12 protein-coding genes are annotated in these 12,976 nt (G+C 39.9%); 5 read left to right on the forward strand and 7 right to left on the reverse strand.

Going from position 1 to position 12,976, the window contains the following annotated elements:
• Positions 1–39 precede the first annotated feature (39 nt).
• The 3 genes from glpA to glpC are packed head-to-tail and all read left to right on the forward strand — an operon-like array spanning position 40 to position 4,185.
• A complete protein-coding gene (glpA, locus tag CBE70_RS14705) occupies positions 40–1,698 on the forward strand; it encodes an anaerobic glycerol-3-phosphate dehydrogenase subunit A (protein ID WP_198585728.1) in 1,659 nt (552 codons plus the stop codon).
• Positions 1,688–2,995: a glycerol-3-phosphate dehydrogenase subunit GlpB gene (gene glpB, locus CBE70_RS14710; RefSeq protein ID WP_100159910.1), complete on the forward strand. Its 1,308-nt coding sequence runs from the start codon at positions 1,688–1,690 to the stop codon at positions 2,993–2,995. The genes glpA and glpB overlap by 11 nt, the downstream gene beginning before the upstream one ends.
• On the forward strand, positions 2,992–4,185 hold the full coding sequence (gene glpC, locus CBE70_RS14715; RefSeq protein ID WP_088493856.1) for an anaerobic glycerol-3-phosphate dehydrogenase subunit GlpC: 1,194 nt from the start codon (positions 2,992–2,994) through the stop codon (positions 4,183–4,185). Before glpB ends, glpC begins: the two co-directional genes overlap by 4 nt.
• A 93-nt stretch (positions 4,186–4,278) precedes the next feature.
• Here the strand turns inward: glpC and CBE70_RS14720 are convergent, their stop codons facing one another.
• The 3 genes from CBE70_RS14720 to CBE70_RS14730 all read right to left on the reverse strand — a co-directional run bounded on the left by CBE70_RS14720 (position 4,279) and on the right by CBE70_RS14730 (position 7,625).
• Positions 4,279–5,424: a phosphoenolpyruvate-utilizing N-terminal domain-containing protein gene (locus CBE70_RS14720; protein ID WP_100159911.1), complete on the reverse strand. Its 1,146-nt coding sequence runs from the start codon at positions 5,422–5,424 to the stop codon at positions 4,279–4,281.
• A 58-nt stretch (positions 5,425–5,482) separates the two neighbouring features.
• Entirely contained in the window at positions 5,483–6,586 is a 1,104-nt protein-coding gene (locus CBE70_RS14725; RefSeq protein ID WP_100159912.1) for a glycerol dehydrogenase, read from the reverse strand.
• Between the two features lie 364 nt (positions 6,587–6,950).
• Positions 6,951–7,625 (reverse strand): 7-cyano-7-deazaguanine/7-aminomethyl-7-deazaguanine transporter, encoded by a 675-nt coding sequence (locus tag CBE70_RS14730; protein ID WP_100159913.1) that lies wholly within the window; start codon positions 7,623–7,625, stop codon positions 6,951–6,953.
• A 206-nt stretch (positions 7,626–7,831) separates the two neighbouring features.
• Between CBE70_RS14730 and tusA the strand changes: the two genes are divergently transcribed.
• Positions 7,832–8,086, forward strand: a complete 255-nt coding sequence (tusA, locus tag CBE70_RS14735) for a sulfurtransferase TusA (RefSeq protein ID WP_069368408.1) — start codon at positions 7,832–7,834, stop codon at positions 8,084–8,086.
• A 65-nt stretch (positions 8,087–8,151) separates the two neighbouring features.
• Here tusA and CBE70_RS14740 read toward each other — a convergent pair whose 3' ends face one another.
• Positions 8,152–10,563, reverse strand: a complete 2,412-nt coding sequence (locus tag CBE70_RS14740; protein WP_100159914.1) for a zinc/cadmium/mercury/lead-transporting ATPase — start codon at positions 10,561–10,563, stop codon at positions 8,152–8,154.
• Positions 10,564–10,742: 179 nt separating this feature from the next.
• The gene (locus CBE70_RS14745) at positions 10,743–11,369 is read right to left on the reverse strand and encodes a lysoplasmalogenase (RefSeq protein ID WP_100159915.1); all 627 of its coding nucleotides are present in this window, start codon (positions 11,367–11,369) and stop codon (positions 10,743–10,745) included.
• A gap of 147 nt (positions 11,370–11,516) precedes the next feature.
• Between CBE70_RS14745 and CBE70_RS14750 the strand changes: the two genes are divergently transcribed.
• A complete protein-coding gene (locus CBE70_RS14750; RefSeq protein ID WP_198585729.1) occupies positions 11,517–11,903 on the forward strand; it encodes a DUF2500 family protein in 387 nt (128 codons plus the stop codon).
• A gap of 80 nt (positions 11,904–11,983) precedes the next feature.
• On the opposite strand, the gene CBE70_RS14755 is transcribed toward CBE70_RS14750, so the two are convergent.
• A complete protein-coding gene (locus CBE70_RS14755; protein WP_100159917.1) occupies positions 11,984–12,280 on the reverse strand; it encodes a DUF1145 family protein in 297 nt (98 codons plus the stop codon).
• 17 nt (positions 12,281–12,297) lie between these two features.
• Complete coding sequence (gene rsmD / locus CBE70_RS14760; protein ID WP_100159918.1) at positions 12,298–12,882, reverse strand: 16S rRNA (guanine(966)-N(2))-methyltransferase; 585 nt, start codon at positions 12,880–12,882, stop codon at positions 12,298–12,300.
• Between the last annotated feature and the right edge of the window lie 94 nt (positions 12,883–12,976).

The raw sequence follows: 12,976 nt of genomic DNA on the forward strand, positions 1-12,976 counted from the left end.
AATAAGCGTTTGCTGAATGTAATGTGAGAGGGCATCTCTATGATGAGCGGTTCACCAGTGACAGAAACTGATGTCATTATTATTGGCGGGGGAGCAACCGGTGCAGGCATGGCAAGAGACTGTGCGCGCCGTGGATTACGTTGCGTCCTGCTAGAAAGACATGATATTGCAACCGGTGCAACCGGTCGAAATCATGGATTGTTACACAGTGGTGCGCGTTATGCAGTAACAGACCCAGAGTCAGCGCGTGAGTGTATTGAAGAAAACATGATTTTAAAACGGGTCGCTCGTCATTGTGTTGAAAAAACGGATGGCCTTTTTATTACCCTTCCTGAAGATTCTTTAGAGTTTCAACAGACCTTTATTCAGTCTTGCCAAGCCGCAGGTATTGATGCTCAAGCTATTTCACCCGAAGAAGCTATTCGCTTAGAGCCTTCAGTTAACCCGAATTTAATCGGTGCGGTTAAAGTGCCAGATGGTACTGTCGATCCTTTCCGTTTAACTGCCGCAAATATGTTAGATGCCCGCGAACATGGCGCTCAAGTACTGACTTATCATGAAGTCGTGGGGCTTATTCGTGAAGGCGACCGTGTTAAAGGTGTGAAGGTTTACGATCACCAAGCGAAAAAACTGTATGAAATTCGCGCGCAAATAGTGGCAAATGCAGGGGGAATTTGGGGACAAAAAATCGCTGAATATGGCGAGCTAAAAGTTCGTATGTTCCCAGCCAAAGGTGCGTTGTTGATTCTGGGTCATCGTATTAACAATATGGTGATCAACCGCTGTCGTAAACCTGCGGATGCCGATATTTTAGTTCCTGGCGATACCATTTCATTGATTGGTACAACGTCAACACGGGTTCCTTACGATGAAATCGACAATATGTATGTCACCCCTGAAGAAGTCGATATTCTTATTCGTGAAGGTTCAATGTTAGCGCCAAAACTGGCTCAAACTCGAATTTTACGTGCTTATGCTGGTGTGCGTCCTTTAGTTGCAAGTGATGATGATCCATCTGGTCGTAATGTTAGCCGTGGTATTGTTTTACTCGACCATGCGCAACGTGATGGATTAGAAGGTTTTATCACTATTACTGGCGGTAAATTAATGACTTACCGTTTAATGGCTGAATGGGCAACAGATAAAATCTGCGAAAAATTAAATGTTTCTGCTAAATGTACAACCGCAGAAGAAGCCTTACCGGGTTCTCGCCAATCTGCAGAGCAAGCATTACGTAGTGTTGTTTCATTACCTGCGCCAATTCGTGGCTCTGCGGTTTATCGCCACGGTGATTTAGCTAATAAATTATTGAGTAATGAACGTAGCGATAAGAGTTTAGTTTGTGAATGTGAAGCCGTTACGGCAGGGGAAGTTCGTTATGCAGTTAACTCTTTAACTGTCAATAACTTACTTGATTTACGTCGCCGTACTCGTGTGGGTATGGGAACATGCCAAGGTGAGCTTTGTGCTTGTCGTGCTGCGGGTTTATTAAACCGTTTACAAGTTACTACTCCTCACGAATCAGAACAACAGCTTGCCCATTTCTTAAATGAGCGTTGGAAAGGTATTCGACCAATTGCTTGGGGTAATGCGTTACGTGAGAGTGAATTCACCAGTTGGGTTTACCAAGGTTTATGTGGTTTAGATGCTGATATGATTGAAAAAGCAGCTTCAGCGGAGGCAGATAATGAAATTTGACGTCATCATTATAGGTAGCGGGCTTGCAGGTTTAACCGCAGGTATTCGTCTTGCTGAAGCCGGTAAGTCTTGCGCAATTATTAGTAATGGTCAAAGCGCACTACATTTTTCATCAGGTTCGCTAGATCTATTAACTCATCTTCCTGATGGTTCGTTAGTTACTCAACCTAAAAAAGCGTTAGCAGCATTGGTTGAGCTTGCCCCGAAACACCCTTATAGCCGTATGGGTGAGGCTCAGGTTTCAACCTTAATTGAACAGGCTCAAGCACTATTATCAAGTACAAAAGGTCTTGAATATCAAGGTAATGGTGATGAAAACCATTATCGTATTACACCTGTTGGGCGTTCACGTATGAGTTGGATGAGTCCAAAACGTGTGCCAACTCATGGTGTTGATCAAGCATTGCCATGGAAAAAGCTGGCAGTTGTTGGAATCGAAGGCTTCTTAGATTTTCAGCCACAATTCGCAAGCAATACGCTGAATGAGCAAGGTGTTGAGTCTATTCCTTATCATATTCACTTACCGCTATTAGACAGATTGCGTGATAATCCAAGTGAATTTAGAGCAGTTAATATTGCGCGCTATTTAGATAAACCTGAAAACACTAAAGCGTTAGCAGAAGAGCTGAAAAAGCATATTGATGATAGTGTTGAAGCAATTATTTTACCTGCATGTATCGGACTGGATGCTGAAGAGCCAGTGACACTACTTCAACAACTTGTAGGTAAACCTATCTGTTTATTACCAACATTGCCCCCATCACTATTAGGTATTCGTTTACATCAAGCATTAAAACTGCGTTTCCAAAAAGCTGGCGGTTTAATAATGCCGGGCGACCGTGCAGAACAAGTTGATTTAGTGGGAAATAAAGTTACAGGTATTCATACTCGAAACCATACTGACATTCCTATTCGTAGTGAACATGTTGTGTTGGCAACGGGCAGTTTCTTCAATAATGGGTTAATTGCAGAGTTTGATCGTGTCTATGAACCGTTGATGGAACTTGATTTGCTAGAGACATTACCTCGCAATGAGTGGACACAAGTGAATGTCTTTGCAAAACAGCCTTATATGCGATTTGGTGTTGATACCGATAGCCAATTAAGACCGATGAAATATGGCGAAGTCTTAGAGAATGTTTACGCTGTAGGTGCTGTATTAGGTGGGTTTGACCCTCTTAACGAAGGTTGTGGCGCAGGTGTTTCAATGATCAGCGCCCTTTATGCAGCGCAACAAATTTTACAGCACAATAAATCAGAACAGACCACATCTGCGGTTGTGGAGGCAGCACAATGAGTTTACATGATAACAGTTTTGAAGCGTGCATTAAGTGTACTGTTTGTACAACTTACTGCCCAGTTGCAAAAGTAAATCCACTTTATCCTGGTCCTAAACAAGCTGGTCCTGATGGTGAGCGTTTACGTCTAAAAGATCCAATGCTTTATGATGAAGCATTGAAATATTGCACTAACTGTAAGCGTTGTGAAGTTGCTTGTCCGTCAGATGTGAAGATTGGTGACATCATTTCGCGTGCGAAACTGAACTACAATACAAAAACACCAAAACTTCGTGATGCTATTTTAAGTCATACTGATCTAATGGGTACACTATCAACGCCAATGGCGCCGATAGTCAATACCATTACAGGATTAAAACCTGTACGTAAAATCTTGGATAAAGCGCTTAAAATCGACCATCGTCGCGAATTACCAAAATACTCTTTTGGTACATTTAGAACATGGATGAAAAAACAAGTTGAAGAGCAGGCGCGTTTTAAAGATCAAGTTGCCTTTTTCCATGGTTGTTACGCTAACTATAACCACCCACAATTAGGGAAGGATTTAGTTAAAGTATTCAACAAAATGGAGATTGGTGTTCAGTTATTAAAACGCGAAAAATGCTGTGGTGTTGCATTAATTGCGAATGGTTTTGTTAAACAAGCTAAAAAACAAGCCGCGGTAAACCTTGAATCTCTGACAGAAAAAATTGTTGAAAACAATATTCCTGTCGTTGCAACATCATCAACCTGTACTTTCACTATTCGTGATGAGTATGAACATATCCTTGATGTTGATACGTCAAAAGTACGTGAAAACATTGAATTAGCGACACGTTATATTTATCGCTTATTAGAAGAAGGTCGTGAATTACCACTGAAACACACCCCGTTAAAAGTGGCGTATCACACACCTTGTCATATGGAAAAAATGGGATGGACTGCGTATTCCATTGATTTAATTAAACGTATCCCTGGTGTTGAGGTCATTGTTTTAGATTCTCAATGCTGTGGTATTGCCGGAACTTACGGTTTTAAATCTGAAAACTACGATGTCGCTCAAGGCATTGGTGCGGGCTTATTCCGCCAAATTGAAGAGAGTGGCTGTGATTTGGTAATTACAGACTGTGAAACCTGTAAATGGCAAATTGAGATGTCAACAACGAAAAAATGTGAACACCCCATTAGTTTATTGGCAAGAGCATTATAAGTATTGCCTATTAGATAATAAAAAAGTAATTGATTACTAAGATAACAAGCAGCTAGGGAATAAAGGAGGATCTTTTATTCCCTTTTTTTATTTTTAATGTGAGATATAGGTGTTTTGATAAAGCCAAATATTTTGGACTTTTTTGAGCGTTATATTTTGCCCGTCAGTCAGCGAGAGCGCTTGTTTTCCGGCTTCATTAATAATTGGAATATCTAGTGCATTGGCTAATACGGTTGTATTAGACAGAGGATTGCCGTGACTTAATAAAATTCCTTTGATCTTATTGGTATCAAGAGCCATTAATGTGGAGGGATAAAGCTGTTTTGTCACCAGAATTGCGTTTGTATAAGGAGGATGCGTGATTGGAGGAGGCGCAGAAGTTAAATAGCGTAGTAATCGAGATAAAATATCATCTAAATCACTTTCACGAGCACGCATATTATCATCATCCATTTGCACATAAGTATCTATTAAATCAATGAATGTCTGCTGTAAGGCAAATTCAGCATTACAGTGATGTTTGCTTATCATGCTACATACAGTCAGTTGTAATTCGGTATTTTCTAATAAGAAGCGGTGACTAGAAAAAATATGGGCATATTGTTCTCCGATCTTGCGGTACGCTTCTTCAGTTAACCAGTCTATATCCTTTTTGGAGCGCTCAATGGCTTTTATGAGACGTTTTTGCTCTTCAAGTAATAAGTGAGAGGATATTTCTTTACGAGGGATCACGAAACGATGGTAAGGGTATAGCCAAACAGGTGCGGTTATAGTTCTGACAGGTTCGTAATTTGTATTTTTAGGGTGAATATTAAAATTAGGCAGATTTTCACCTAATTGTAGTTTTTTAATTGTAATGGTTTTATGCGCCGCTTTTTCTGCTTCTTCAAGCGAAGCACCTAACGCAATACTATTGGCGGCAGCCAAGGTGCCTTCAACAATCGGTGCTGAACTTAACGCGACGTTAGTGGCAACGTTATGCTCAAGATTAGCGATAGCGAGTGCTGCATTTTGTGCGGAATGATAAGTATCGAGTAAAACGAGTACACCTTGTTTGCTATAACACTTTTTAATTGCTGTGAGTATAGTTTCTGGTGACACTTCATTAGCAAGATCAGAAGGTGTTTGATAGTTGGTCGCAATGGCAATTTTTACTTGGCGATCTACAGTCTGATTAACGAGCTCTTTAATACCATTGGCGAGCGTAAGGCTCTTTGAAACTAATACGATACTGACCATAAATCACCTTTTTTGTAAATGCAAACAGGGAGATAAACACTCCCTGTTTACTCAGGCTTTAATAAAGCCATTCCCGTCCTAATTGGTCGGCAGTTAAAATTGCGGCATAAACCTTATCGGAATCGACATCAAATGGCATGTTGTAAATTGTCTCACCTTCAGCACAACTTAACTCAGCAACCGCCATGATTTTTTCATTTAATTCATCGCCTGTTGCGTTGATTCCCAACTCTTCTAAAGTGACTGGCAGCCCGACTAAAATACAGAAATCAAGGAACTCTTCTAATTCTTCTAATGGACTGTTTTCTAACACTAATTGGACTAATGTACCAAAGGCGACTTTTTCACCATGGTACATATTGTGACACTCTTCTAATGCGGTAAATCCATTATGAATGGCATGGGCGGCCGCAAGACCCGCACTTTCAAAACCGATACCACTTAAGAAGGTATTAGCTTCGATAATATTTTCTACCGCGGCTGTACAAACACCTCGGCTTACTGCAAGTTTTGCTTTATAGCCATCTTCTAAGAGGGTGTTATAGCAAAGTTCAGCCAGAGCTAGGGCTGCTAGCGTTGATTTACCTCCTGCCATGGTCTGTTTTTGGGCATGACTACAGGCTCTTGCTTCGAAGTAGGTTGCTAAAGCATCCCCCATTCCTGCTACTAATAAACGTGCTGGCGCAGAAGCGATGATATTTGTGTCCATCACGACAACATCAGGGTTTGTTGGGTAGAAAAGGTAACTATCAAACGCGCCTAATTCTGTATAAACCACAGAAAGTGCGCTTGTTGGTGCATCAGTAGAAGCTATGGTTGGGGAGATGACGACAGGAAGCTGGCATTTATAAGCAACAGCTTTGGCAGTATCAAGTGTTTTACCACCACCAACGCCGATGATCACAAGAGAGGCTTGTGTTTTTGCAAGTTCAGATAACCGATTGATTTCGTTGTGTGTGCATTCACCATTAAACAGTTCAAAGTGCCCATTCACTTCATATTGAGACATGCTGTCTTTGACGGTACTTCCGACGAGCTCCATAACAAATTTATCAGCAATAATCAGTGCTCTATCGCCAAAAGGTTTTGCGTATTTACCAATATGGTATAGCGCATCTGGTCCTTGAATATATTTAGCGGGGGATTGAATAACTTTTAACATAATAGACTCCTACTATTCGCAAAAGAGAGTAAAAAATCCTTATGGTGGGGCTTGTCATCCCAATTGACACAGAATTCTATGGAGATGAACTTAAATACATTAACAGTTTAATAGATGAATAAAATATTTCATTGTAAATAATTAATCATTTTTATATTAGCATGCAAAAAACATCATAATAATGATATTTAAGTAATATTTTGTACGTTGTTTGACTAATCATGCTAATTAATTACTATAAGAAATATTTACGTAAAATAATAAATTATTTCATTCAGAACAAAGCTTCATAAAATTGACTTATGAAGCTTTATTATTTTAATTATGACATTAATGCCATTATTTTTTTGCGAGGTGAGACGGATTATGAACGAATTTCAGCATAATCTTGTTTTTGATTTTCTTGTGCGAAAAAGTGACGCAAAATAAAATTCAACAAAACACCATATGCAGGCAAGAAGAACAGCATACAAATGGTCAATTTAAACACATAGTCAACTAATGCAATTTCTACCCAATTTGCTGCCATAAATGCGTCTGTACTACGGTAGAATGCAATAAAGAAGAAGGCCAGTGTGTCGAGTAAATTACCAAAGAACATCGCTGCACTTGGTGCTACCCACCATTTTTGTTGTTGTCTTAAACGATTAAAGACAGACACATCCATTATTTGGCCCAACACATAAGCCATAAAGCTTGCCGTCGCAATTCTTGCCACCATGATATTAAAATCAGCTAATGAGGCAAAACCTTGCCAACTTCCTTGGAAAAAGAGCGTTGAGATCAGGTAAGAAATTGCTAATGCAGGGAGCATAACAGCGGTAATAATGCGTCTGGCAAGTGGTGCGCCATAAATACGAACCGTTAAATCTGTTGCCAGAAAAATAAACGGAAAGGTAAAGGCACCCCAAGTGGTGTGGAAACCAAAAATGGAAATAGGCAATTGCACAAGATAGTTACTAGAAGTAATTATCAGAATGTGGAATAGAGAAAGCCATAACAGCGCCACCGCTTTTTGGCGGGGAGTAAACGTATACATAAATTGTACCTTTTTAGTGATTGGGGTGAGGGAACCCAATAAAACAGTGATTTCTCTCTTAAACGAGAGGATGCGCATAATACGCCTGTTGCGCAACAAAAGCAAAGGTTAGGGGGAATTACCTTTGTGCTTAATGTGCCGTGATGTGAACACAAAAGCGAGATATAATGACGCAATCTGTCAGTGTAAGAAAAATGGTTAATAGAATGAATGCTCAATTTGATGATGCAACTAAGACATTAGATACGCTAGGCCTACGTTGCCCTGAGCCTGTGATGTTAGTGCGTAAAACCATAAGAAATATGGCATTAGGTGAGACACTTTTAGTGATTGCAGATGATCCTGCCACAGTGCGTGATATTCCCGGATTTTGCCGTTTTATGGAACATGATTTATTAAATCAAGAGACTGAATCTGCACCTTATCGTTATCTTATCCGTAAAAAAGAGAGCAATCTTTAATTTATCATTGTGCTAAAAAATAACCCAAACCTCGTGTGACTGAGGTTTGGGTTTCTTTAGATACTTTATTCTTCGCTAGATGATTTCAGTTTTACTCGTAACAGTCTGACGGCATTGGCTGTGACAAGTGCGGTTGCCCCTGAATCTGCAAGCACTGCAACCCAAAGCCCAGTTATTCCTAATAAGCTGGTTACTAAGAACACGGCTTTTAAGCCTAGCGCGATAGTGATGTTTTCACGAATAATTTTGCGTGTTGCACGAGATAGCTGAATAATTTCAGGTAAACCGGTTAAACGGTTATGCGTTAATGCTGCATCTGCGGTTTCAAGCGCAACATCAGTACCACTCCCCATTGCAACACCAATGGTGGCCGCCTTCATTGCTGGCGCATCATTGATACCATCGCCCACCATCATGGTGTTATGCGTTTTACTGATTTCCATTACTGACGTGACTTTATCTTCAGGGAGTAATCCCGCACGGAAATCCATGCCAAGTTTTTTCGCAATCGCTGCTGCGGCTCTTGGGTTATCTCCTGTTAGCATCACGGCATTGATGTTCATCTCTTTCAATAATTTCATTGATTCGAGGGCATCACTGCGTAAGGTATCTTGCATAGCAATAACACCGATAAGCTGACTCTCTTTTAATACGACAACAACGGTTTTACCTTCATCTTCGAGGCGTGCAACTTCTTGTTGCCATTGAGATGATAATGTTGTTGTTTCTGATAATTGAGAAGGAGCACTTACTAGAATATGTTGGCTATTTAAATAACCTTCAATTCCTTTACCCGCCAGCGCTTTGCGATCTTCTGCTTCAACAACAAGTACGCCTTGTTCTTGTGCCTTATTGATAATGGCTTTTGCTAATGGGTGATGAGAGCCAATTTCTACGGATGAAGCAAAAGTCAGGACTTCTTTTTCATTAAAATCCGTTTCAGCCACAACATCAGTAACTTGAGGTTTCCCTTCAGTCAATGTACCTGTTTTATCTAATGCGATGGTATTAACAGTGCCTAATTGCTCTAACGCTGCGCCTCCTTTAATTAACGCACCACGTTTTGTAGCAGCGGCTAATGCTGAGGTAATTGCGGCAGGTGTTGAGATAACCAACGCACAAGGACAACCAATCAATAACAGCGTTAAGCCGCGATAGAACCATGTTTCCCAAGGCTGAGCAAAGAACAGTGGCGGTATAATAATCACTAATGCGGAGAACAGCATAATGGCAGGGGTATAGTAGCGACTAAAGCGGTCAACAAAACGCTCAATTGGTGCTCTACGCTCTTCAGCTTCTTCAATCAATTGCAAAATACGGTCGATAGCATTTTGCCCTTGTTCAGATACCACTTTCATCTGTACAGATCTATCCACAGATAAACAACCAGCTGCCACTTTTTCGCCTTGTAGACGTTCTACTGGCACAGACTCACCTGTTAATGCACTTTCATCAAAGCTTGCAAATGCGCTGACTAATTCCGCATCTGTGGGTAAGCGTGAACCCGGTGCAATTTCGATGATGTCACCTGGACGTAATTGCGCAACAGGGATCGTTTGTTTTTTACCATCTTTAACTAATGTTGCTTCTTCTGGTACTAATGCCATTAATGCGCTCACACCACGACGAGCACGTCCTGCGGCGTAAGATTCCAGCATTTCACCAATCATAAACAGCAAAATAACCATTGCTGCTTCTTCGGTTGCATTAATAAATAGAGCCCCAATTGCGGCAACACTCATCAACGTTTCTATGGCGAATGGTGTACCACTGCGAATAAGTTGTAAGGACTTTTTCACAATGGGGAATAAACCAATCAAGGTAGTTGCAATAAAGGCGGCACGACCGGCTTGAGGATCAATAAACTCGGCACCCCAGCTAATTACCATTAAAAGTGCCAAGACAATAACAAATGAGCTCTCTTTTAAGAGGCTCTGCTTAGCGATTTTTTTAGATTGAGGTGATGAGAGAGCAAAAAGCTCAAAACCAGCACTATTAATTGCCGCAATCACATCAGCCCGTAGATCGCTATCAGCATCAACGACTAATTTTTCGGTAGCAAAAAGGACTTTCGCTTGTTTCACTCCCGCAACTTTGAGCGCGGCTGTTTCAATTTTTTGAGCACAACTCGGGCAATCCATACCTTGTACTTTCCAACTAAAGCGTTGCTGTGCAATCTTTTCTGGCTCAATGTTAGAAACAGGGGCGTTGATATCACAGCTTCCATGATCATGATTGTGCCCATCATGGCTATGATCGTGACCATCATGATCATGTTGGTGGGAATGCTCGTGGGAGTGCCCGTGGTGATGCTCATCCTCGCATTCAGGATCACTTTTATCTATCTTAGTATGAGAATGTCCGCTTTCAGTATGTGAGTGCGTACTATTCTCTGAGTGACCTGAACAGCATTGAGAGCTTGAGCAGCAAGCATCGGTATGTTTATGATTATCGTGTTGATGAGCATGTTTAGTCATAACTGGCTCTCCTTGTTCAACAAAGTAAAGTTTAAATTCATTTATCTGATAAGTACTTTACAGCTTGGAGTAGAGTCCAGAGTCAAGATACTGAAGGCATATTCATTGGCAAAAAGTGCGAATTAGGTCAAAAAATTAACCCCTTATTCTATTTTGTAAAAACAAGGGGTTAATGGATGCTAAAGGAATAAAGCTCTAACGATGAAGAAATGCCCAATAAAATAACAGGCACTGACAAGCCCTTTAGAAGCCGAAAATGAGAAGCGGAAGCGGTTGATTAGCCATATAGAGTAAGCGATCACTAACAATAATGAACCTATCATCACTGATAAGTTGTAATCATTGCTTAAGTAGAAAAATTTTTCACCAGCAATCCAAAACATAGCAAATGCGGCTAATAAAGTGAGAGAGGCTGGAATGGCTAATTTATCGAGCTTAGTCCAAACAATGGCTAAAATGATAATGAAAGCAAGAATAACGAATCCAAGTAAAGGAAGATAGAAAGAGAGTTGCAGTGGTAATAAAAAGCTGACCAGATAAAGTATGTAGCTTAGAAAAACCAAGGCAAGGGATGGTAGTAAATACTTACCATCAAACATTCTTAAGATATCAGAAAGTAGAGTTGCTAATAATGCACCTACAATAAGGTAGCTATTAATACTGTGTTCGGGAATTTGCCATGCCCAAAGTAATAAAAGAAGTAGCGTGATAGGACGGAACAACCATCGTTGCCAATTAGGGCCTCGATATGCGGCATCGATATAAAGCCATCCGGAGAATAATACGGCGAGAAAAGGCCAACTCATAATATCTTCCTTATATTCAAAACGGTTTTATTATTCATAACAGAAAGATTAATTTAAGAATAGCGGTTAATGACGAAACTGATGGACTTATTAAAATAATATAAAGCACACTGTTTTTTAATCCATATAACGATAGGAATTAATGTAATGAATAAAGCGGCTATTATAGGAATTGCGGTACTGATCATTATTATAGCGTCAGCAACTTATCGTTTCTTTGAACAAAGAAAACAGCGGATAAGTGATGATAATGCACCCGTTAAACTCTATATGGTGGAAGTGGTTGATAAAAAAGAAGTTGCGGCAAATGAACGGCGCTCAAGAGAAAATGATATCACTGGCCCAGAAATAACACATTATTATCAAGTGACATTTCGTTTAACTACTGACTCTCGTAAAGATTTAGTGTTAAAGATTGATAAATCAGCTTATCAAAATATTGAATCCGAAATGAAAGGGCGCTTATTTATGCAGGGCAGTCGTTTTATAAAGTTTGAAACAGATATGCCAAGTAATGAGCAAAATAATAAATAAAATAATATATTCATAAAGTTGGCAACCTCTGGGGTTGATATCGACCCCAGATAATTGCGAGGATATAACAATATTTACGGCTATTGTTTGGTCTTATTTTTCTGTTTGTCTTCGTACTCTTTTCGTAGCTCTTTTTGTATTTTTAATAGCTCAAAAATACCAAAGAAGAAAATACGAAATTGTAGTGCCGTTGATGGTTTTTGATCTTTTGGTTGTCCTGCTTTATACATGACAATTTGTAAACCATGCATAATCACCATAAAAATCATAGCGATATCCATAAAATATTTTAAAGGCTTAGGAAACGGGGAAATAATATTTAAAAATAGAAAGCCCCAAACACCGACCATTAAAAATCGGCCAAAAAAGATTAACATAGCAGCTCCATAAAAAATTAAGCAGATAGACTGCGAATATAAAGACGATACGCGACTTGTCCTGCGATCTTCTCTCTATGCAATGTCCAATGAGTCGGAATTGTATAAGTCTGTGCTTTAACTTCTTCCTCAATATAAATATAGCAATCTTGCGCTAACCAACCGTTATTTTCTAATAATTGGATAGTGTCTGACAACATGCCTTTATGAAAAGGAGGATCTAAAAAAACGACATTATAAGGTGAACCTTGTTTGGCGAGATATGATAATGCACTGTCTTGAATGACATGCCCATTCTCTGCCTTTAGTAAGGTTAAATTTGTGGTAATTTGTTGGGCAACTGCACGTTCATATTCGATAAACGTGGTTTCACGAGCATAGCGAGAAAGGGCTTCAATACCTAAACCACCGCTTCCTGCAAAACAATCGAGGCAACGGGCATCTTGGATAACAGGCATTAGCCAATTAAAGAGCGTTTCTTTCACTCTATCCGTTGTTGGTCGTAATCCTTGGCTATCGAGAACAGGAAGTTTACGACCACGCCATTTTCCCCCAATTATTCTGATTTGTCCCATTGGGGCTTTTTGTGGTTTTTTGGCCATATTATTTTGATTTATATCGTTTAAACGTGAGTTTTGGAGTGTCTTTTGGAATAGGGAATTCGTGTCTATTGTTATCTCGATGACTTCCCTTGAT

Origin of the sequence: Proteus columbae (genome assembly GCF_002777965.1) — a bacterium.
Classification (GTDB): Bacteria; Pseudomonadota; Gammaproteobacteria; order Enterobacterales; family Enterobacteriaceae; genus Proteus; species Proteus columbae.